At 37.5% G+C, this 23453-nt stretch carries 17 protein-coding genes; 10 read left to right on the top strand and 7 right to left on the bottom strand.

The window, feature by feature from the left end:
• Positions 1 to 76: 76 nt before the first annotated feature.
• Both ODZ84_RS11135 and radA read right to left on the bottom strand, forming a co-directional pair.
• A complete protein-coding gene (locus ODZ84_RS11135; protein WP_266177173.1) occupies positions 77 to 1621 on the bottom strand; it encodes a zinc-dependent metalloprotease in 1545 nt (514 codons plus the stop codon).
• Positions 1622 to 1692: 71 nt separating this feature from the next.
• Positions 1693 to 3045, bottom strand: a complete 1353-nt coding sequence (gene radA / locus ODZ84_RS11130) for a DNA repair protein RadA (RefSeq protein ID WP_266177171.1) — start codon at positions 3043 to 3045, stop codon at positions 1693 to 1695.
• Between the two features lie 59 nt (positions 3046 to 3104).
• Here radA and ODZ84_RS11125 point away from each other — a divergent pair, with 59 nt between their 5' ends.
• Both ODZ84_RS11125 and ODZ84_RS11120 read left to right on the top strand, forming a co-directional pair.
• Positions 3105 to 3521 (top strand): hypothetical protein, encoded by a 417-nt coding sequence (locus ODZ84_RS11125; protein ID WP_266177170.1) that lies wholly within the window; start codon positions 3105 to 3107, stop codon positions 3519 to 3521.
• A 63-nt stretch (positions 3522 to 3584) separates the two neighbouring features.
• Complete coding sequence (locus tag ODZ84_RS11120; protein ID WP_266177169.1) at positions 3585 to 4154, top strand: YceI family protein; 570 nt, start codon at positions 3585 to 3587, stop codon at positions 4152 to 4154.
• Between the two features lie 64 nt (positions 4155 to 4218).
• On the opposite strand, the gene ODZ84_RS11115 is transcribed toward ODZ84_RS11120, so the two are convergent.
• Together ODZ84_RS11115 and ODZ84_RS11110 are read right to left on the bottom strand one after the other, a co-directional pair.
• The gene (locus tag ODZ84_RS11115) at positions 4219 to 4746 is read right to left on the bottom strand and encodes a hypothetical protein (RefSeq protein WP_266177168.1); all 528 of its coding nucleotides are present in this window, start codon (positions 4744 to 4746) and stop codon (positions 4219 to 4221) included.
• On the bottom strand, positions 4733 to 5290 hold the full coding sequence (locus tag ODZ84_RS11110; RefSeq protein WP_266177166.1) for a hypothetical protein: 558 nt from the start codon (positions 5288 to 5290) through the stop codon (positions 4733 to 4735). Before ODZ84_RS11110 ends, ODZ84_RS11115 begins: the two co-directional genes overlap by 14 nt.
• Before the next feature lie 104 nt (positions 5291 to 5394).
• On the opposite strand from ODZ84_RS11110, the gene ODZ84_RS11105 reads away from it, so the two are divergent.
• A complete protein-coding gene (locus ODZ84_RS11105; protein ID WP_266177164.1) occupies positions 5395 to 7002 on the top strand; it encodes a CTP synthase in 1608 nt (535 codons plus the stop codon).
• Between the two features lie 61 nt (positions 7003 to 7063).
• On the opposite strand, the gene ODZ84_RS11100 is transcribed toward ODZ84_RS11105, so the two are convergent.
• On the bottom strand, positions 7064 to 8077 hold the full coding sequence (locus ODZ84_RS11100) for an alpha/beta fold hydrolase (protein WP_266177163.1): 1014 nt from the start codon (positions 8075 to 8077) through the stop codon (positions 7064 to 7066).
• A 428-nt stretch (positions 8078 to 8505) separates the two neighbouring features.
• Here ODZ84_RS11100 and yidC point away from each other — a divergent pair, with 428 nt between their 5' ends.
• Entirely contained in the window at positions 8506 to 10302 is a 1797-nt protein-coding gene (gene yidC / locus ODZ84_RS11095) for a membrane protein insertase YidC (protein WP_266177160.1), read from the top strand.
• 119 nt (positions 10303 to 10421) lie between these two features.
• Here the strand turns inward: yidC and ODZ84_RS11090 are convergent, their stop codons facing one another.
• Entirely contained in the window at positions 10422 to 11006 is a 585-nt protein-coding gene (locus ODZ84_RS11090; protein ID WP_266177159.1) for a ribonuclease HII, read from the bottom strand.
• Positions 11007 to 11142: 136 nt separating this feature from the next.
• Between ODZ84_RS11090 and ODZ84_RS11085 the strand changes: the two genes are divergently transcribed.
• From ODZ84_RS11085 to argS, 6 genes are all read left to right on the top strand, one after another.
• A complete protein-coding gene (locus ODZ84_RS11085; RefSeq protein WP_266177157.1) occupies positions 11143 to 14181 on the top strand; it encodes a SusC/RagA family TonB-linked outer membrane protein in 3039 nt (1012 codons plus the stop codon).
• Between the two features lie 18 nt (positions 14182 to 14199).
• Positions 14200 to 15633 (top strand): SusD/RagB family nutrient-binding outer membrane lipoprotein, encoded by a 1434-nt coding sequence (locus tag ODZ84_RS11080; protein WP_266177156.1) that lies wholly within the window; start codon positions 14200 to 14202, stop codon positions 15631 to 15633.
• A 360-nt stretch (positions 15634 to 15993) separates the two neighbouring features.
• On the top strand, positions 15994 to 18252 hold the full coding sequence (locus ODZ84_RS11075) for a TonB-dependent receptor plug domain-containing protein (protein WP_266177154.1): 2259 nt from the start codon (positions 15994 to 15996) through the stop codon (positions 18250 to 18252).
• Positions 18253 to 18301: 49 nt separating this feature from the next.
• Positions 18302 to 19048: a hypothetical protein gene (locus tag ODZ84_RS11070; protein ID WP_266177152.1), complete on the top strand. Its 747-nt coding sequence runs from the start codon at positions 18302 to 18304 to the stop codon at positions 19046 to 19048.
• Positions 19049 to 19058: 10 nt separating this feature from the next.
• Entirely contained in the window at positions 19059 to 20633 is a 1575-nt protein-coding gene (locus tag ODZ84_RS11065; RefSeq protein WP_266177149.1) for a SusD/RagB family nutrient-binding outer membrane lipoprotein, read from the top strand.
• 85 nt (positions 20634 to 20718) lie between these two features.
• Positions 20719 to 22479, top strand: a complete 1761-nt coding sequence (argS, locus tag ODZ84_RS11060; RefSeq protein WP_266177148.1) for an arginine--tRNA ligase — start codon at positions 20719 to 20721, stop codon at positions 22477 to 22479.
• A 37-nt stretch (positions 22480 to 22516) separates the two neighbouring features.
• On the opposite strand, the gene ODZ84_RS11055 is transcribed toward argS, so the two are convergent.
• Entirely contained in the window at positions 22517 to 23452 is a 936-nt protein-coding gene (locus ODZ84_RS11055; protein ID WP_266177146.1) for a YihY/virulence factor BrkB family protein, read from the bottom strand.
• Between the last annotated feature and the right edge of the window lies 1 nt (position 23453).

The raw sequence follows: 23453 nt of genomic DNA, 5'->3' as shown, positions 1-23453 counted from the left end.
AAGATAAGACTTAAAATTGAAAATTCCCCGAATAGATTAAATATTCGGGGAACCAAGATTGCTCTATTTAGTGAAATTATCTGACAATAAACTTTTTACTTCCTGCCAAAGATCCTTTGTCATCATAAATACTTAAAAAATAACTTCCGGAACTGAGGCCTTTGAGACTGATGGTTCTTTCTGTTGTCTGTAATATAAACTGTCCCGCTGCATTAAAGATTTTAAATGAATATTTCTCACGGCCATCTAATGAAATGGTAATGAAATCTTTTGCCGGATTGGGATATACCGTAAATTCTCTGGCTTGTTGCAGTGTTTCCGATGTAGACAGCGCATCAGCGGCGGCCGGCATAAAATTGGACACGACACAGGCAAATCTTGCGAAGCCATAGGCTTCATTCGAAGGATTGGTATTCCCGATGGCAATTCCTGTCGGCTCAGTATTGTAATTTACAGACGGATTAGACCAACGGTTAATTCTTGTACAGTTAAAGCCGGTTGCCGAGCACTCATCATTGTACGCCATGATGGTTCTCCATCGCTGTGATGAGGTACTGGAGGTACCCAGATTAATGGCAGTTCTGTTCACGTAACCATGATGGTGGCTGCAGGGTGAGGTGCTGGTATTTACATACCAGTCATGCTGTAATCCCATATTGTGGCCCAATTCGTGCGCTAAAGAATAGTTGGATACTACACAATTGTACAGACTTACACAAAATCCGCTTGCCCCGCTGTAATTTGTCGGATTGGTGTTCACATAGCCTAATCCGCAGGTGTTGGTAGGCGTTCCGGTAACCAGAGCCACAAGATCTGCCCCATAGGTGGTTCTTAAGGTATGAACATTGTCCATAAAACCGTCGTTGTTCGTTCTTAATCTTGTGAGGTCAGTGTTAATATTTCCGGGTTCGGTATAGGCAATTTCTCCTGAATAAACCAGATTGATGGTTACATTGGAAACTCCGGAATTAATTAAAGCAGTGTTGAAATTGGTAATGGCCGTCGCAATGAAGGAGTTGCTTTGAGAAACGCCGCCCCAGGCAGTTCTGGCAGCTGAGGTATAAACGACCATTACATCTATCGTAGAAGCAGCGCAAACCGGAGTGGTGGAAAGACATACATTGGAATTCACTTTTCCGGCTCCGGGAATGGCAGAATCTAAAATAGAATCATCTTTGGAGTCCTGATCCAGAATTTTCTGGTCACTTACCACAGAAAGTGCAAAAATATCCCCTTTTACCTGGTGGAACATCACTTTTGTTCCCGTTGCAGGAGCGTACATTCCGGTAATGACCGTGCCGGATTTTGATAGAACCAATTCAGAATCAGGCTCGTTTTCAATAGCGTAAACATAAGATTCGGTTTTGTTGCCGTAGCTGAATATACGACTGAATTTCGCAGTGATCTGTCTGTGGGACGGCAGATTTATTTTTAAATCAGACTGGAGATCAAATGAAGGCTGAAGATAATAATCGGTCGATATGTAGCTTGAAGCAAGCTCTTTGGTTATTTTCTGATCAGCAGGTAAATTGCCTTCGTTAACGGGATTCTGGAAAACACTCGTCTGTGCTGAAAATAAAGTTACACAGAAAACGAGGAGGGTGGTAATTTTTGTTTTCATATTCACTTAAGTTTGTGGGTTATTATAACAAATATACATAATATTTCAAACTTAAGTGAATATTTTTAATGTTAAAATAGTCTTTCGTGAAAATCCTCTATTTTACTGACTTCTTCTATAATAATTCCGAATTTTTTCTTGGAAAGTTTATTTAAGTTAGACACAAAAATTTTCTCATATCCTAATTTTTCGGCTTCCGTTATTCTCTGTTCGGCTTGTGCGATCGGCCGGATTTCACCGCTTAGTCCGATTTCTCCGGCAAAACAGTAATGTTCAGAAATGGCGATATCTTCATTGGATGAAAGAATAGAAGCAACGACAGCGAGATCTAAGGCAGGATCATCCGTTTTTATTCCGCCTGTAATATTCAGGAAAACATCTTTGGCTCCCAGCTGAAATCCTGCTCTTTTTTCCAGGACAGCCAGCAGCATATTGAGTCTTTTGGAGTCGAAGCCGGTAGAACTTCTCTGGGGAGTTCCGTAAACGGCCGTACTTACCAGTGCCTGAATTTCCAGCAGCATCGGCCGGTTTCCCTCAATTGTTACAGCTACCGAATTTCCGGAAAGCTCTTCGAACTTTTTGGTAATTAAAATTTCGGAAGGGTTTTTAATTTCTTTCAGGCCCTGAGCAATCATTTCATAAATTCCGATTTCGGAGGTGGATCCGAAACGGTTTTTATTGGCTCTTAATAATCTGAAAAGATGATTTCTGTCACCATCGAAGTTTAAAACCACATCGACCATGTGTTCCAGTACTTTAGGACCTGCAATCTGTCCGTCTTTTGTAATGTGACCTACCAGAAAGACAGGAATGCTGTTTTCTTTTGCGTATTTAATGATCTCATTTGAGCATTCACGGATTTGAGAGACCGTGCCTGGTGAACTTTCTATCAATTGAGACTGCAGCGTCTGGATAGAATCTATAATTACGAAATCTGGTGCCAGTTTTTTAGCTTCATGAAGAATTTTTTCCAGATTGGTCTCGGTATAAAGGAAGCAGTTCGGATTTTGAACATCCGTTAGCCGGTCAGCTCTCATTTTAATCTGAGATGCACTTTCTTCCCCTGACACATAGAATACTTTTTTCTTCATTTTCAGGGCCAGCTGAAGAAGCAGAGTCGATTTTCCGATTCCGGGCTCGCCTCCGATTAAAGTAACGGAGCCTAAAACGATTCCTCCGCCCAAAACCCGGTTTAGTTCTTCGGAAGGGGTTTTTATTCTCGGTTCTTCATTGGTTTCAACCTCAACAATATTGATGACGTGCTGTTTTGTTTTTGAGAAAGGTGGCGTTGTATGAGAATTGGTTTTTTCTACCACTTCTTCCACCAAAGTATTCCATTCTCCGCAGTTTTTGCACTGTCCCATCCATTGAGAGTACTGTGTTCCGCAGTTTTGACAGAAATATGCTGTTTTTAATTTTGCCATACCGCGAAGTTCAAAATTTTTTTTCAATTTCTCTTTCGAATTTTAATTAATTTTCAGGTATGGGAAAAATTATACTTAAAAGCCTGGTGGTATTTACAGTTATGAGTCTTTTAAATGCTCTGTTCAGTGAATGGACCGTGAGATTTTTAAAATTGCCGGGCGGAAGCTTCGGAATGTATTCTTACCTGATTCTGATTTTTTGTTCGGTCATTACAGCAATCGGAATGGTAACAGTTATTATTTTCAGGAAAAGTTATCATTCAGTACTGAGAATGGCCATTTTATTTGAGGTCATTTATTTATTTTTCCTGCTTATTTCAGGAAATAATCCTTTTCTGTGTTTTTCGGATGCAACCCCGGAAAACTTGTTAATGATAATGATGTATGTTAATTCATTCATTATATTTCTGATCATGTATTCGTTTTATCTAATTCATTTAAAATTAATTTCATCAAAAAATAAAAAACTAACATAGATCAATGCCGGAGTATTTTGTACAACCTACCTTTGCTCCGGAATTAATCTAAAAATTTATACAATGAAAAAGGGAATTTTAACTTTTATAGTAACACTTTTAAGCATCGTAGGGTTTGCGCAGACGGGATGGGCTGTTGATCCGATGCACTCTTCGGTGAATTTCAATATCAAACATATGGGAATCAGCTTTGTGCAGGGAAGATTTGATAAGTTTGACGGAAAGGTAGCTACTAAAGGCAATAATCTTGACGGTGCTACCATGTCTTTCATGGTAGATGTGAACTCAGTAAATACAGGGGTTGACATGAGAGATAAGCATTTAAAAAGCCCTGATTTTTTTGACGGTGAAAAATATCCGAATATGAGTTTTGAATCTACTTCGATTACGAAGGATAAAAATAATGCCTATCTGTTAAAAGGGAAGCTGACCATCAAAGACGTTACCAAAGACATCAGTGTTCCTGTTACCTTCGGAGGCATGACAAAAAACCAACAGGGAAAAGAAGTTCTTGGTTTTCAGACAACATTTAAAGTTAACCGTTTAGATTATAATATCAAATATGATCCGACGGGAGCAGGAGTGGCTAAAGACGTTGACGTTAACTTATATTTTGAGTTAATTAAACAATAGTTTTCATATATATAATTTGGTTTAGGAAAGAAGGTTCTCAATGAAAATTGAGGACCTTCTTGTTTTATACTTCCTGCCCGACAGAAGAATTTTCATTAATATCAAAATCTTTTATAATAATACAGTTTTTAATTATGACATCACGAATAAATGCTTTAACTGACTTGGGCTTATTATCAGAAACTCTTGTGTTGTTTTTAAAAACTATAACTTCACAATGAGGATACATACATTCGACAGGTGAATGTAGAATTTGGAAAGTAAATATATCTGAAGAGCCTTCAGGTGTAAAAAATTGTGGTAAAATATGATTTGAATTTATACCTACTATCGCACAATTGAAAAAATGGTCATCACAATTTTTAGCATTGATATTATATAAAACATCAATAGGTTTTGAATATTTTTCTCTGTTACATGAATCATCTTTTATTGGGAAAATGATTGCCGAAATTTCTTTTTCTTTAATCCTATTTTGATCTATAGGTACTCTTACTCTTCTATATAAATTTTCATTTTCAAAATTTTCATCAGTAGGCCGCATATCCCAATGTAAATTTTTTGGAATACAAATTTCATCACATTTGCACATTTTTCATTACTGTGTTTTCTTTGATAACCTGTAATAAATTAATAATTTGATCCGTTGTAAAATCCCATGCCTTTCGGTTATCATTTTCATTATTACGAATTAACAAAACGATATCATCATCATGAAAAAACTCGATTAAAAAATAATCTCTATGATAAAAGAATTCAATAAGGTAACTTTCATTTGTTTCTTTATATTTAATTCCTTCAACATCCAGGTTTAAAAAATCAAGATACTTACTTATAAATTTTGCACCAGATAAAGCCTTATTTTCTTTTTGTGATTTTACAGTGATATTATTATTATAAAATCGAATCATACTTGAGCTACGACTTATAGGAAATCTTTTTTTCTTTCTTTTTGAAAAAAAAAGTTTGCTAAGATCTGATTTTTTGATTTTTGCGATTGCCCTGGAATTATTAATGCTATAATATCCGCTGCCAATAGGAATTGAAATTTCTTCTCTAAAAATATAAAGAGGCTTTTGAATTTCCAGAGAATTTTTTATAGACTCATTTATATGTTTTTTATCTATTGTTGACATTTTTATTAAACTGATAATCAATAGTAAATATAATGATTATTTATTATTCAACAAAAAATTGACTTGTATTTCTTTTTCCCCTAACTTTGCACAAACCTAATCTAATGAGTAAAAAGAATACAAAGTACATCTTTGTGACAGGAGGTGTAACTTCATCTTTGGGAAAGGGAATCGTTTCTGCTTCTCTGGGACTTCTGCTAAAATCACGCGGCTTTAATGTAACTATTCAGAAACTGGATCCTTATATCAATATCGACCCGGGAACACTGAATCCTTATGAACACGGAGAATGTTATGTAACTGAAGATGGTGCAGAGACAGATCTGGATTTAGGTCACTACGAGCGTTACCTGGATGCTCCGACTTCTCAGAATAACAATGTTACCACAGGCAAAATATACCAGACGGTTATTGAAAAGGAAAGAAAAGGAGACTTTCTTGGAAAAACAGTTCAGGTAATTCCGCATATCACCAACGAAATCAAGCGCAGAATTAAAATTTTATCCAAACAGAACTACGATATCATTATTACGGAAATCGGAGGAACGGTAGGAGATATTGAATCTCTGCCTTACATAGAAACGGTCCGTCAGCTGAAGTGGGAATTGGGAGAGAAGAATTCTATGGTCATTCACCTGACCTTATTGCCTTACCTTGCTTCAAGCGGAGAACTAAAAACAAAACCTTCGCAGCATTCTGTTCGTCAGCTGATGGAAAGTGGAATTATGGCGGATGTTCTGGTGTGCAGAACTGAGCACACGATTCCAAAAGATCAGAGAGCCAAACTGGCTCAGTTCTGTAATGTTTCCTTAGATAATGTGATTGAATGTAAAGATCTGGAAACCATTTATGAAGTTCCCATGTATCTTCAGAAACAGAACTTTGATGATGTGGTTCTTAAAGAATTGGATCTTACAAGTGATAAAGAAGCAGATCTGAAAGACTGGAAAAGCTTCCTGAACAAATTCCAGAACCCTAAAAAGACCATTGAAATTGCCTTAGTCGGAAAATATGTATCTCTCCAGGATTCCTATATTTCTATTGCAGAAGCTTTTAAACATGCAGGAGCAGATCTTGAAACGGAGGTGAAAATAAGATGGGTTTACAGTGGAGAAATTACTTCTGAAAATATTAAAGATACCTTACAGGGAGTAGACGGAATTCTTGTGGCACCTGGTTTTGGCGACAGAGGAATCGAAGGAAAAGTATTAACCGCTCAGTACGCCCGCGAAAATAAAGTTCCGATGTTGGGAATTTGTCTGGGAATGCAGATCATGACGATTGAATTTGCAAGAAATGTTTTAGGATATTCAAAAGCCAACTCCATGGAATTCGATACTTCTACGGAACATCCAGTGATTTCCCTAATGGAAGAGCAGAAAAATGTTGTGGATAAAGGTGGGACAATGCGTCTTGGAGCCTGGAAATGTTCCTTAAAGAACGGTTCAGCACTAAACGATATTTACGGCATGAAGCATATTACCGAAAGACACCGCCACCGTTACGAGTTCAACAGTGATTATATTGCTGAATTTGAAAATAACGGCTTCATGGCAACGGGTACCAACCCGGAAACGGGACTGGTTGAAGCATTGGAAATGCCGGATCACCCATTCTATGTAGGAGTACAATATCATCCGGAATATAAAAGTACGGTCGCAACACCGCATCCTTTATTCAGAGCCTTTATCAAGGCTTGTACACCGAAATAAATTTGATATAAAATAAAAAACTCAGGCAAATTTAGCCTGAGTTTTTTTATGATAAAATCATTTAATCTTTTTTCAGCCAGATGATGGTCTCCTTTAATACCCTTTGCCAGTGCGTTTCATTTTCGTGTGTACCCGGATTTCGTTTTTCAAAATTATGGTTCAGGAGAGGATAGGTCTTAAAATGAATATTTTCTTTGTTTTTTTCCATTAACTGTAATCTGACCATATCATTGGTTAAGCAAACCCCAATATCGTTGGTTCCGTATACAACCAGAACAGGTATTTCAATCTTCAGTATCTGGTTAAAAGTGCTTGGGAAAGTAAATGTCTTATAAGATTTTAAAGATAAGTCCTCAAATGTATTTTTAAAAGTTTTTCTACCTTTTAAAATGTCAAATGACTTATATTCTTTTTCTATTTTATTATTAACCAAACTATCCTGTTTAGAAATTTCCTCATACCTTAACTTATTTATGCTTTCTTCGTAGCGTCCCAAAAGGTTGACGGATAAGACGGCCATTTTTTTAATCCTGTTCTTCTTAATATGAGAGGCGATTCTCCCTCCCTGTGAATGCCCGATCACATAAATGTTTTTAATTCTGTTATCCCTGGAATATTTCCTGACCAGGACATTGACTTCATCCGCTAAATATTTCAGGGTATTTCGTTTCATATATTCAGTTAATATCTTTTGGTCATCAATTTTAAAATGGTCATCCAGATCTTTGAAATGTTGGTAAACAGGAATTTTAGGTTTGGAAATGATGACAAAGACAGTATTGTCCGATAATTCTTTTAAGTCAAAGGGGAGCAGTAAGAATTTTCCGTTGTCATCTTCTGAAATTAAAGGGGACGGATCTGAACCCTGCAGAAAAAATATCAAATCTTTCTTTTCCTGATGGACTGAAGGTTTTGCTATCTCTAAAAAATTAATGGTATCTTTTTTAAATTCAATACTTTTATGAATGTAAATTAAAGAATCAATCTTATATTGCTCTACTGTATTCTGTGCTTTTGCACCATCGATAAATATTATCAATAAAATACCAAAAACTTTCCAAATATTTATTTTCATAATGTTTTTTTTCAGGAGCAAATATAAGGATGTATCTTATTGTCAAAAATAGGATTATGGCGACTGCCTGATAAGCATTTCCGGAAATGTCCATAATTATATTATTAACATCTTGGACATTTATCTTTGATATACATTTGATTGTTGATGGTCTTGGTTAATATTTTCAAGACAGGATTTTATTTAATTTAACAAATCATAGATCTTCCTGATCATCATGGCATACTTAGTTATATTTTCTGCCCAAAAAAGTAATATATTATCGGTAAACGTCATTAATATACTCAGACTGATTATTCTCAGCCTGAGTTTATGATATAGTAATGGATTATACCATAGAGTTTTGATAAAAAAACAGTATTTTTGTCGACTCAAAATGTAGGACAGCTACATACGATCAATAGGTAAAAATTTTTAATAAAAATAAAATGCAACAGAACAACGGACTCGATAAAAGTCAAATGATTAGTTTTGCGGTTTTATGTTTGGTTCTTTTCGGTTTTATGTTTTATTTCCAAAACAAACAATCGAAAGAAGAAGAGGTAAAAGCTCAGCAGCAAAAAACTGAACAGGCAAAAACTGCCGTGAAACAAACTCAGGCAAGCAATATCAATCCTAATGTAACTCCCGGCGCGATTCAGACTGCCAATCTGGCGAATAACGAATTGAAAATTGAATTTGCCAGTCTGGGAGGTCAGGTTTCTAAAGTAGAACTGGCAGAATACAAAGCATACGATCATAAAAGTGATAAAGCAGATCTTCCGCTTTATCTGATCAATAAAAATAATTCCAATTACGGTTTCCAGTTTAAAGATAAAACAGGAAAGGTGATCAATACCAAGGATTTGGTATTTGCTCCTGCTGTTAACGGGAATTCAGTGACGATGACCGCGAATTATAACGGAGCTGTTGTTCAGTTTATCTATACATTACTTCCGAAATATACCCTTGATTTTAAAGTAAGAACTCAGGGCCTTGCTAAAATTACATCTGATAATAAGGCAGATTTCATCTGGGATTACAGTGTGAGAAATCTGGAAAAGGGTAGAGCGCAGGAGCAGTCTCACTCTGAGTTTTCCTATGCTTTCGATAATTATAAAAAATATGATTACGATGGAAGGACGACGATGGATGAAGAAAAAGAAACCCTTAACTGGATTGGGGTAAAACAGCAGTTCTTTGCTTCTGTGATCGAGGCCAAAAACGGGTTTACCCAGAGTAAAGGAAACCAGGAAACGATTGAAGAGGGAGAATATCTGAAAAAACTGAATTATGAAGGTTTTGTTCAGATGACAGGAAGCGAACTGAATCAGGATTTCACCTGGTATTTTATGCCGCTTGATTTACCGTTACTTAAATCCTACGATAAAAACTTTGATGAAATTTTACCGTTAGGCTGGTCCTTCATCGGATGGATGAACCGTTACTTCTTTATGTGGATGTACGGGATTATCGCTGGCTGGGGATTATCCGCAGGTTGGGTAATTTTTGTAATGACTATTATCGTGAAGCTGATCTTATCACCGATCATGTATAAACAACATAAGTTGAGTGCCATGATGAGAGTGATTCGTCCGGAGATCGATGAAGCAAATGCTAAGTTTAAGGATGCCGACCCAATGAAGAAGCAGCAGGCGACCATGGAGATCTACCGAAAGGCAGGCGTTAATCAGATGGCGGGATGTTTACCGGCTTTGGTGCAGATTCCTATTTTCTATGCCTTATTCCGTTTCTTCCCGAACTTTATCGATCTGAGAGGACAGGGATTCTGGTTTGCCAAAGATCTTACTGCGTACGATGACCTGATTAAATTACCGTTTAAGGTACCGTTCTTAGGAGATCACTTAAGTGTTTTTGCCATTGCGTGTACGATTGTCATTTTAATTTACACGGTGATGACTTCAGGAAATATGCAGCAGCCTCAACAGGAGGGAATGCCGAATATGAAGGTACTGATGTATATTTTCCCGATTACATTCCTATTCTTCCTTAATACATCGGCATCGGGTCTTTCGTGGTATTACTTCGTATCCAATGCGATTAATATCTTAATTATCCTGGTCATTAAATATGTGATTCTGGATGAAAAGAAAATTCATGCCCAGATTCAGGCCAATAAAGAAAAGCCGAAAGCTGAAGGAAAATTCCAGAAGAGAATGAGAGAAATGATGGAGAAGGCGCAGGAACAGCAAAAATCACAAGAACAGCAAAGAAAGAAAAAATAGATAATTAATCTTGTATAACGAAAAAGGAGAAGTAAATATTGCTTCTCCTTTTTTATTTAGACAGATTTTAAATTACATCACCTAATGTTGAAAACTTTATAATTCAAACGGTGGTGATTTTAGTCGTACTTCAATCGGAATGAAAAACGGTGATGTTTCGTGGGACCATGCTTTATCAGGGCCTCCTGGTGTTTTTTTGTAGCATATCCGAAATTGGTATTCCATCCGTACTCAGGATGCTCATCATGAAGCTCAATCATCAGTTGGTCCCTGTAGTTTTTAGCTAAAATCGAAGCCGCTGCAATAGATAAAACTTTTGAATCTCCTTTGATAATACACTGATGAGGAATGTAATTATAGGGATGAAATTTATTGCCGTCCACTAAAATAAGTTCGGGCCGTATGGTAAGCTGATCCAGTGCCTGATGCATGGCATGTATACTGGAATTCAGTATATTATGTTCGTCTATGAAAGATGGTGGAAGTTCTGCAATGGCATAATTTTTAACATTATCTTTTATATAACTGTCCAGTTCCATCCGGGTTTTGAAATTTAACTTTTTGGAATCATTAACTAAATTTTGCTTAAAATCATCATCCACAATAACTGCTGCTGCAACTACCGGACCACTGAGACATCCTCTTCCCACCTCATCACATCCTGCTTCAATATAAATATCCGTCCACTTCTTTAGCAAATCCATAATTTTTAAGATTATTTATCATGCAAAATTAAGAAAATTATAGTAGTTATGATAGAAATAGTAATTTCTTTATGATTTTATTTTGTCTTGTTAAGAAAGTTTTACAAATTTGCATGGTACAACAAATTAATTTGATATGAAGAAACTAACAGCTGGTGTGCTTGTCTTAGTACTATCTTCATCCCTAGCTGTGGCTTATGCCCAACAGGTGAAGAATGATACAGTGGAAACCAAAGAAATCGATGCGGTGGTAGTGACTGCACTCGGTATTAAAAGAGAGAAAAAATCTCTCGGTTATGCTTCTCAGGAAGTAAAAGCAGATAAATTATTCGAAGGGACCACCAATACGGGTAATATAGCTTCTCAGCTTTCCGGTAAAGTGGCCGGTCTTAATGTAAATACAAACTCCAACTTCGGAGGGTCAGCTAACCTGGTTATTCGTGGTGTAAAATCTCTGGGAGGAAGTAATCCCCTCATTGTTATTGATGGATCACCAGTTAATAACTCATCTACCTCTTTCGGTAACCAAAACGGAGGATATGATCTGGGGAATGCCCTTTCCGATATTAACCAGGAAGATATCGAGTCGGTAAACGTCTTAAAAGGAGCAGCAGCCTCTGCTTTATATGGAGAAAGAGGACTCAATGGGGTAATTGTCATTACAACCAAAAATGGTAAAGGAAAAGACGATAAATCCTGGGGGATCACTTTATCTTCCTCGGTACAGGGAGGTTTTGTAGATAAATCTACCTTTGCTAAATACCAGACTAGATATGGAGCAGGATATCAGCCATCTTTTGAATATGGAGATGATGGAAATGGTATCAATTATGCTAATTTCGGAGATGATGCTTCATGGGGACCGGCCTATGATCCTAATTTGTTAGTATACCAATGGGATTCTTTCGATCCGAAATCACCTAACTTTAATAAGGCGACTCCCTGGGTAGCTGCTAAAAACGGGCCTCTCAAGTTTTTTGAAACTCCGATGTCATTTGTTAACTCCATTTCACTCTCTAAAGGAACTAAAGGATTCAATTTTAATTTAACTTATGACAACAATATTTCCAATGGTCTATTGCCTAATTCGGATTTAAGAAAAAATACAATCTCTACAAAGATCAATTATGATTTAAATCCAAAATTACATGCCACTGTTTATTCAACTTTAACTCTTCAGGGAACTACAGGTAGAACGGAAACAGGATATAATGATAATATTGTAACAGGTTTCAGACAATGGTGGCAAACGAATGTCGATTTGGAATCTTTAAAAAATTCTTATTTCAATAATGTGGGAAGTCCTACACTTGCTAACAACTATGGAAACGTGACGTGGAACAGGGTAAGTGATACAAACGGTAAGCCTGCTTTCTGGAACAATCCCTATTTCCAACGTTATCAGAATTATTCTACCGATGACAGAACAAGAACATTCTCATATGCTCAATTAACTTATGATCTTGATAGCCATATCAATATTACAGGTAAATTAAGCTATGATAATACAAATCTGGTTTTTGAAAGAAGATTGGCTCCGGGATCTTATCCTCAGAATTTCGGGGTATCAGGCAAAGCAGTCGGCTCAGGATATCACAGATACGATTTGAAAAGAAGTGAGACTAATTATGATGTATTTGCAAACTATAAATATGATCTTACATCTTGGCTGAACATAAGCGGTATTGCGGGAGGAAACGTTAGAAGAAACTATGAAAGCACTATCGAAGCTTCGACAGAGGGAGGACTGATCACGGCAGGCTACTATTCATTAGACAACTCGAAAGCCCCGCTTCTGAATCCTGTAGAATTTGAAGCGACAACACAAACCAATAGTTTATATGCAACGGCTTCATTCGACTTCAATAAAATCTTCTATTTGGACGGGACAATAAGAAGAGATGTCAGCTCAACTTTACCGGATGGAAATAATAAATATACCTATGGTTCAGTCTCCGGTTCCCTGATTTTATCAGAACTTTTAAAATCTCAAAAATCGGTAATGAATTTTTGGAAAGTACGGGGGAACTTTGCAGAAGTAGGGGGAACTGCCGATCCGTATCAATTAAAATATACTTATTATACAGCGGGCTATTTTAATACAGGAAATGGAAATATAAATATTTACAGACCACAAACAATACTGAAAAATGACAATCTGAAGCCACAGCGTTCGAGAGAATTTGAAGTAGGTACTGAAGTTCACTTCTTAAGAGACCGAATTGTTTTTGATGCAGCATATTACGATACAAAAACATTTGACCAGCTGATCTCTCCTGATATTTCGGCTGCTTCCGGAAGTTTAGGAGCTGCAATTAATGCAGGGCAGATTAATAACCAAGGGATTGAATTGCATTTGGGAATCAGCCCGATAAAAAATAAAGACTTTGCATGGGATATCGATGCAAACTGGGCCAGAAACAGAAGTAAAGTGGTTGAGCTGGCTGAAGGTTTACAGGTATATCAATTGGTGAGTCTAGTAGGGGGTGCCTCTATTGTAGCCTCAGTCGGCAATCAATGGGGTGATATTTATGGAAGTGATTACGTATATTTGAATGGTGAAAAAGTAGTTGATCCAACGTCAGGATTATACCAGACTGAAAATAATAAAGTGATCGGAAATGTACAGGCCAAATGGACCGGAGGTTTAAGAAACTCATTCAGATATAAGGACTTTTCATTAAGTTTTTTGATTGATGTTCGCCATGGAGGTGATGTATTTTCATCAGATATGTATTACGGACTTGCAAGTGGATTATTCCCAGAAACAGCTGTGGATGGGTACAGAACAGGTACACCGGTACTGGCAGGAGTTAATCCTAATGGACAGGTAAATACAACTGCTGTAAGTGGCGTTGATCCTAATGAATATGGTAATAATCCTAATGATGGGTACGCTATTGCTCCGGATAAAAGATATGTATATGACGGATCTTATGTAAAATTAAGAGAGGCAAGTATTACCTATTCTCTTCCGAAAAGTTTACTGGCCAATACGTTTATGAATGATGCTAAAATATCCATTGTAGGAAGAAACCTTTGGATCATTCATAAGAATCTTCCGTATGCCGATCCGGAATCTTCGCAAATGGGAGGCTTGTATTCATACGGATCATCAGTAGGATCACTGCCTACTACCAGAGAACTTGGAGTAAACTTCACATTTAAATTCTAAAATTTAAGACCATTTAAAATGAAAAATTTCAAAAAACTATTATACGCGGGAGGAATTGTTGCTTCAATGTTCATGGTTAATTCATGTCAGAGCGATATTACTTCTTTAAATGAAGATCCGAAGCACCCATCCAGTGTGCCCTCAGGAAATATGTTAGCTACAAGTATGTATCAGGGGTTTTATTATACGTACACTGGAAGTGTCAATTTCAATAACTACCGTTTCTTTACTCAACAGTGGACTGAAACAACGTATACGCAGGAAACAAACTATAATTTGACGACTAGAAACCAACCTAGAAATCACTTCAGAAGAATGTATGTCTATACATTAGCACCACTTGAGCAGGCTAAAAAAGATCTTCCGAATGAAATAAATGCAGATCCTGAAGTCGTGGACAATAAATGGGCAACTTTGGAAATTGCTTCTATTTTCACCTGGGAAAACATTGTAGATACGTTTGGGAATGTTCCTTATAAAGAAGCATTACAGGCTGAAACCATCAAATCTCCCAAATATGATGACGCAAAGACTATTTATTTGGACCTTATTTCAAGATTAAATGCAGCAGTCGCAAAAATTCATACAGCGAAGGGAGGTTATCCTGAAGATTTGGTGTATAAAGGAGATATGACAAAGTGGCTTAAATTAGCAAATTCTATAAAACTCAGGCTCGCCATTAATCTGGCAGATGTAGATCCTGCTACGTCCAAAGCTGCCGCAGAAAGCGCTATCAGTGGAGGTGTATTGTCTTCAGCAGAAGATTCTTATTCTTTGAGATTTGATGGGAACACATTTACCAATCCTTTATTTGATGATTTGGTAGCAGCAGGCCGAAATGACTTTGTTCCGTCAAATGTGATCGTTAACCCGATGAATGCTAAATCTGATCCTAGAAGAGCAGCTTACTTTACTCAAGTAGGAGGTATATATAAAGGAGGTACTTACGGAACGCAAAACTCTTTTGCAAATAACTCTCATGTAAATCCGACATTCTTAACTGGTAATGCACCGGCTAATTTGCTAAGTTACACTGAAGTTTTATTCTTAAAGGCTGAAGCCGCTCAGAGAGGATATAGTGTAAGCGGGGGAACAGCAGCAACGTTATATGCAGATGCTGTCAAAGCTTCTATGAAAGAAAACGGGATCTCTGATGCTGAAGCAGATGCTTATGTTCTAGCCAATCCTTACAATGCTGCCAACTGGAAACAGTCAATCGGTTATGAAGGTTGGATTGCTATGTGGAATAGTCCTTTTGCCGCGTGGAACTTTACAAGAAGATTGGATTATCCTGTGCTTACTGCTCCGCCATCATCTTATATTGGAGGTATTCCTTTCAGAATGCCATATTCTGATCAGGAATATGTTACTAACAACGCCAATGTATCTGCTGCTGCAAGTGCAATCGGAGGTGACAAAGCAACAACAAAGCTGTTCTGGGATATCAATTAATACCAAAACAAATTTTAGTATTTTAACATTCATATGAAAAAACCGCCTTCGGGCGGTTTTTTTGTGTGCTGATGCAAGCGGTAGTTTCTTTGAATTGATAAGTTTGTTTATTGATTCGTCATAAATCAATAGTTTGTAACATTTTTAAGGTAGAGCAAAAGAGGATTTATTAAAAAAAGCTATTCTGTTTTATATAGAATGTGTTATGTTTATTTTAAATATTAATGTTTTTAATGTATTTATTTAAGTATTTAATACTTTTTAGTTTGTTTTATTGATGATTTTGTAATTTTTTTTCTTTTTTCTTTGACTTGTTAAGAAAGTTTAACAAATTTGCTGGGATACAAAAATTTATCTGATATGAAGAAACTGACAACAAGTCTTGTTGTTTTGGTGTTGACTTCTTCCATAGCGGTCGCAAAAGCGCAACAGAAGAAAGATACAGTGGAAACAAAAGAAATCGATGCGGTTGTAGTGACTGCACTCGGAATTAAAAGAGAGGAAAAGTCTCTTTCGTATGCTAATCAAACAGTAAAAGCCAAAGATTTAAATTTAACACAGAATGTTGATGTTAAGAACTCTATCGTCGGAAAAGTTGCCGGTGTACAATTAAACGGTCAGGCAGGCTCGAAACTCGGAGAAACTGGTAAGCTAAGATTAAGGGGGGCGGTGAGTTTACTGAGTGATGCTGATCCTATCTATGTATTAGACGGAGTCATCATTGATCCTAATACGATTGATATGGATATTATTGAATCGGTAAATGTACTGAAAGGACCCAATGCAACCTCATTGTATGGAGTGAGGGCTCAGTATGGAGTGATCGTTATGACAACAAAGAAAGGAAGTAAGCGAAGACTCAGTGTAGAACTCAACTCTACGACCACTGTAGACATTGTGGCAAGGACGATGAAATTCCAGAACCAGTATGGGCAAGGGGCAGAAGGTAATGCATCCTTTAAAACCTTTGTATTTAATCCTGCAACAATGCCGGCAGAATGGGAAGTATTCCATGGAAAAAGATATCTGGCAGGCGATAATAATTATATCGATGAATCCTGGGGCCCAAAAATGGACGGCCAGGATTACATTCCCTGGTATGCCTGGTGGAAAGATAGCCCCTATTTCGGAAAAACGGCAAAATACGAAGCACATCCCAATAACGTAAAAGACTTTTATGATAAAGCTCTTACCTACAAGAACTCGATTTCTGTCGCAGGAGGTAATGAAGCATTTACTGCAAGACTGTCTTTTACGAACCTAAACCAAAACGGGATCACTCCGTATACCTCCCTAAAGAGAAATTATCTGAATCTTAACGGCTCTTATAAATTTAATGATCGATTCTCTGTAGATGCGATTGTGAATTATTCAGACGGGAAAGTGACAGGAGATTTTGATGATGGTTACAGCAATCAGACATCCGGCTCATTTAACCAGTGGTTTGGTAGGGATATAGATATGAGAAAATTACGGGAGCTGCAGGATCTAAAAACTCCGGAGGGGTACTCTGCAAGTTGGAACTGGTGGGGCCCCGATGATTATTCACCTACAAGTTTTAAAGCGAAACCTGCATTCTGGATCAATCCGTATACCTGGATGAAAAATTTCAGAAATTATACAGACCGGAATACGTTATTATTGTCTGTAGCTCCGTCTTATAAGATTGCTAAAGGTTTGACTGCCAGGGTTTCTTTTTCAAGGACACAGAACGAATCAACAAACCGATACTTTATGCCGAATTCGTTATCTAAGAACGGGTCCGGAACAGGATCAGCAACACCGGGCGGGTACCTGAGGCTGCTTAACGGTTTTGGGATCAGTGAAAGTCAGTATACCGAAGATCAGTATGAAGGACGCTTGACTTATCAAAAGAAGTTTGATAAAATCGATCTTACCGCTATTGGCGGAGCTAATATTACAAACAGGCGATGGGATGGTAATTCGCAGTTGATGGGTGTTACCGGAACAACCCAGTGGCTTTTAACAACGGATGTGTTTAATTTTAAAAATACAAACATTCCAATTATTGCAAGCCCTTATGATTATAAACAACAATACAAATCTTTATATGCCTCGGCATCAGCAGGGTATAAAGATACTTATTTTGTGGACGCTTCTATAAGGAATGATATTAATTCGGCTTACTTGAACAGTGATAATTCATTTGTAAGTTATTCAGTAGGAGCCAGTGTTTTGGTGCATAATTTACTTCCCAAAAATAATACTCTTACTTATCTAAAATTAAGAGCAGGTTTTGCACAGATTCCGGCCGACTTAACAGCCACACTTACAAACCCAAAATATAGAAATGGAAATCAACCTCTAACGGTAGGAAATAATTTATATCAGACCGCATGGTTTCCCACCCGAATTATTGGTAAAGGTTTAAAGCCTGCCCTCAATGAAAATAAAGAAATAGGGATAGACTTAAAATTTTTAAAAAACAGACTCTCCTTTGGAGCTACTTATTACAATGAAACCAGAAAAAATGAACCCATCCCGGTAACTTTAGCTTCTTCTACAGGAAAACTGGATATTTTAATCAATTCAGCAAATGCCAGAAGAAAAGGAGTAGAGCTGTCGCTCTCAGGAGACCTGTTTAAAAAATGGATTTAGCTGGACCACTTCAATTAACTGGGCAGTAAATAAATCAAAAATTTTAAAAGTGAATGACAATCTTGAATCTATCCAGTATGGAAACTCCAGTTCATTCAGTTATGTCTCCGTACTCCAAAAAGAAGGATTAGAGTGGGGGCAGCTTTATGGTACAGGGATTAAAAGAGATCAAAACGGTAATGCTGTCATTAATGCCAAGGGACTTTATGAATATGAGCCTAATATGGCTTTCGGAAGTATATTACCCGAATTTACAGGAGGCTTTTACAATACATTGAGCTATAAATCAATAAGTTTAAGCTTTACTATTGATTTTCAAAAAGGAGGCAAGTTCTTCTCACTTTCAGAACAGTGGGGTAATTCGGGAGGGTTACTGGAAGAAACCGCTGCTATGAATGACAGAGGACATAACGTAAGAGATGCCGTTGCTGACGGAGGAGGAGTAAGAGTGACAGGGGTAAGCACTACAGGAGCACTGGTAGACACTTATGTTGAGGCCAGTGATTATTTTAAACAATTCCATGCCAATAGAATTGCGGAGCCATTTATTCATAGTGCCAGTTATGTTAAGCTGAGAGAAGTAGCTTTGAATTATCAATTGCCAAAATCACTGTTTACCAATACCGGAATTTCCAATATGTCAGTTGGAGTAACAGCACGAAATCCATGGCTGATTTCCGTTTCGAAGGACAACACCCATAGATTTGACCCTTCAGAGCTTTCTGAAAATTACGGAGAAAACGGACAATTACCGTCCACCAAAGGTTTTGGAGTTAATGTGAGAATAAATTTTTAAAAATAGTAAAATGAAAAAACAAATTATGAGCAGATTAAACAAATTAGGGCTTTATTCACTACTCTTGGGTGTTGCTCTTTCATGTAACAATGAAAATTATAGTGATGATTTTAATAAAGACCAGTATGCCATCTATTCAGCCAATTACAAATCTTTATTGGCAGGTGCAATTATGAATTTTGGACAAAATGGAGGCGATGGCAGCAACGCATACCAGATGATGCCCATCCTGTTTTCCCAATACCAGTCACAGGTGGTTTACACTACAGAACAGACGTATGGTGACACTCCCGGGGCGTGGGCAAGATATTATGTAAATCAGATTAATAATCTGAATGAAATTATTTCTGGATATTCTAATAATCCTTCTCCGGAAATATTACTGCAGGGAAGCGCAGAAAACATGATTGGGGTATCTAAAATTTTCAGGGCTATTATCATGAAAAGGCTTACTGATACCTATGGTGATGCTCCCTTTTCGGAAGCCGCAAAAGCAACATCAGATATATTTCTACCAAAATATGATAGTCAGAAAGCTGTATATGAAGCTATTATTGCAGATCTTAAAAGCGGAAGGGATCTTTTAAATACTTCATCAACAAGTCCTGCAGGGGATATTCTATTTTACGGGAACTTAAATAAATGGAAAAAACTAGCCAATTCAGTACTGCTTCAGGCAACATTGCAATTATCTAAGAAATATCCGGCAGCCACAGGGTACGCCGCTACTGAATTTAAGGATGCCCTATCCAATTCTGCCGGGGTAATCGAGACCGTAGCTGATGAGGCATGGTTTACCATAGCGCCGGGAAACTCTTATCCCAACCCTTTCTCGGATTTCAGATCAGCTGATTATAGAATTTCAAGAGAACTGGTAGAATCTATGAAAGGGTCCGGTAATACTTTTAACAGGACGTCAAACCATACCCCGGATACGAGATTGACGTTATATGCCAACACAGGAAAAATGTCAGCCGTCGGATTACCATACGGGTATAATTCCAATGATTTGGCTGCTGCCGGCTATTCAACATCGGGAGTCACCACCATTAGTGTGAAATTTAGGAGCAGCAGCTCGGCTATTAGTTTAATGACGGCAGGATATACTTATTTAAACAGAGCTGAAGCAGCAGCAAAAGGCTGGACAGGTGAAGCTGTTTCCGATATGCTCACCAATGGAATTGTTTTGAATTATAATACTTTGGATGATCATTATGTTTTGAATACCAATGCCTATAATCCTTCCACAAATCCTTTTGGCGGAACTAAGATTACTCCCGGAGCTGCAGCATACGCCGGAGCCAGAGTGGCTGACATAGCATTATTCGGTGCCGAAAGAGTAATAGGCGAAGAAAAGTGGATTGCTCTGTTTCTGAACGGCTTTGATGCCTGGGCTGAATTCAGAAGAACAGGTTTCCCGGCTTTATTGCCTGCCCCAAGTGCTGTAAATGGAGGAGTAATTCCGAGGAGATTAAGGTATCCGGTAGAAGAGGCTAACTTTAATAATGCCAATTATTTAAAAGGAGTCCAGGGATTATTGCCTGCTGAAGATAAAAATACTTCAAAAGTCTGGTGGGACCAATAATAACATCCAATTTAATAACATTCATATGAAAACTGCCTTCGGGCGGTTTTTTTATTTCCGTATATTTGTATTTCAAAATTTTGCGATGAATATTAAAGATATTATAGAAAGTAAACTTTCTGAAATCATATTAAATGTATACCAGCTAAAAGATATTAATCTGGAAATTCAGGAAAATAAAACTGAATTTGAAGGGGATTTTACCATTGTTACTTTTCCATTGGTTAAACAGCTGAAAAAAAATCCTGAAAGTATCGGGGTGGAATTAGGGCAGGCTTTAACGGAGCAGACTGATCTTCTGGAAAGCTTCAATGTTGTCAAAGGCTTTCTGAATGTTAAAGTTAAAAACCGGTTTTTTATGGATCAGTTTAAGGCAGTAACAGAAGGTTTTTCAGTGATTGAAAAGAAAAATTCTACCGTAATGGTGGAATACTCCTCTCCCAATACCAATAAGCCTCTTCACTTAGGACATGTAAGAAATAATTTATTAGGCTTTTCAGTTTCGCAGATTCTTAAAGAAGCGGGATATGATGTGATTAAATGCCAGATTATCAATGACAGAGGTATTCATATCTGCAAATCCATGCTGGCATGGGAAAAATTCGGGCGTGGGGAAACTCCGGAAACGACGGATACCAAGGGGGATAAATTTGTAGGGAACTACTATGTAGAATTTGATAAAAATTATAAAAAAGAAATCTCAGAGCTTGTAGAGCAGGGGATGAGTGAAGAGCAGGCCAAAAAAGAGGCTCCTCTGATAAAAGAAGCTCAGCAAATGCTTTTGGACTGGGAAAACGGTGATGAAAGAGTAAGAAATCTCTGGTCTGAAATGAATGCCTGGGTGTATAAAGGTTTTGGGGAAACCTATCAGAGACTGGGCGTAAATTTTGATCAGATACAATACGAAAGCAACACTTATATTTTAGGAAAAGATCTTATTCAGGAAGGATTAGATAAAGGTATTTTATACCAGAAGGAAGATGGCTCTGTATGGTGTGATCTTACCGATGAAGGACTGGATCAGAAACTTTTATTGCGTTCCGACGGAACTTCCGTGTATATGACGCAGGATCTGGGAACCGCAGTAGAGCGTTTTAAACAAAACGATATTCAGAAATTAATTTATACGGTCGGAAATGAGCAGGATTACCATTTCCAGGTTTTATTTAAAATTCTTGGAAAATTGGGATATTCATGGGCAGACCAGCTGTATCACCTGTCTTACGGAATGGTTGAACTTCCGAACGGAAAAATGAAATCCCGTGAAGGTACCGTAGTAGATGCCGACGAACTGATGCAGGATATGCATGATATTGCAAAATCCAAGTCTGAAGAACTCGGAAAACTGGAACATTTCACAGAAGAGGAAAAGAACGCCAACTACGAAAATGTAGGAATCGGAGCGTTAAAATATTTTATGCTGAAAGTTGACCCTAAGAAAAAAATGCTTTTTAATCCGGAAGAAAGTATCGATTTTAACGGAAATACAGGACCTTTTATTCAGTATACATATGCCCGTATTCAGTCGTTACTGGCGAAAGCTCAGTTTGAGCAGAAAGAAGCAGAAAGTACTGATCTTAATCAATCCGAAAAAGAATTGATTATGCAGCTGGCTAATTTTAAAACCGTAGTAGCCAGATCTGCAGAAACATTAAGTCCCGCTTTAGTAGCCAACTATGTTTATGACCTGGTCAAGACTTATAATTCTTTTTATCAGAGCAATCCAATCTTAAATCACGAGGATAAAAATGTGACGCAGTTCCGTCTGAATATATCGGATTTAGCGGCAAAGACGATCAGAAAATCTTTGCAGCTTCTGGGAATAGAAACGGTAAACAGAATGTAAAAAAGGCCTCCCGAATAAAATAGACGGGAGGCTTTTTTTATGAAATATTTTCATTTTCCTTTTTTCTCTGGGTTTCTTCATACAGCTTCGCATCACTCCATTTCGCATGTTTAGAAGGGATTATCGTATATCCTTTTTTATAAGCATATACTTTGGTATATACGGCACCAAAGAAAATAAGCATACACGAATAGTTGATCCACATCATAATCAGAATAACGGTTCCTGCAGTTCCGAAAGCAGAAGTAGGCTTCGCCGTTCCGAAATAAAGACTCAGCAAAAACTTTCCGAGCGTAAATAAAACTGCGGTAAGGAAGGCACCCTTCCATACAGGCTTCCAGCTGACCTGGACGTCGGGAAGTATTTTAAACATCATTGCAAAGAGTAACATCACAAAACCAAATCCTACTCCGAAATTTACAAGTTCTACGAGCATATAGGTCTCGAAGCCAAAGTAGCGGGTAATTAGATTATTGAAAACACTGATGAGGGATGACAAAACCATGGTAATCATTAATAGAAATCCTAAAATAAGAATCATTCCTAATGAATTGGCCCGGTCTAATAGAAATTTTGTGAATGCCTTTTTGGGAGCAGCCTGTACATCCCACAGGGTATTCAGGGTATGCTGTAACTGAAAGAAAAGAGTCGTGGAACCGAAAACCAGTGATCCGACTCCTACTGCTTTCATGAAAACGTTCTGCTTGTCGATTAGCGCACCGGCAATCATATCCTGGATACTTTTGGCAACATCTGCTCCCATAATTCCGCTGATCTCACTGCTGATCTGTCCGCGAATCGCTTCCTCACCAAAAAAATTACCCGCAATCCAGATGATAATAATTAAAAGTCCGGGAATCGAAAAAATCGCGTAATAAGCCAGACCTGCAGAATCCCTTGAAGCAGAAGAATTATTCCATTCTGTAAAAGATTCTTTTAAAACTTCCCAGAAAAATTTTATATTGTTGATCATA

Origin of the sequence: Chryseobacterium fluminis (genome assembly GCF_026314945.1) — a bacterium.
Classification (GTDB): domain Bacteria; phylum Bacteroidota; class Bacteroidia; order Flavobacteriales; family Weeksellaceae; genus Chryseobacterium; species Chryseobacterium fluminis.
Note: the sequence above shows the minus strand (reverse complement) of the source record. Positions and strands in the feature narration are given on the sequence as shown.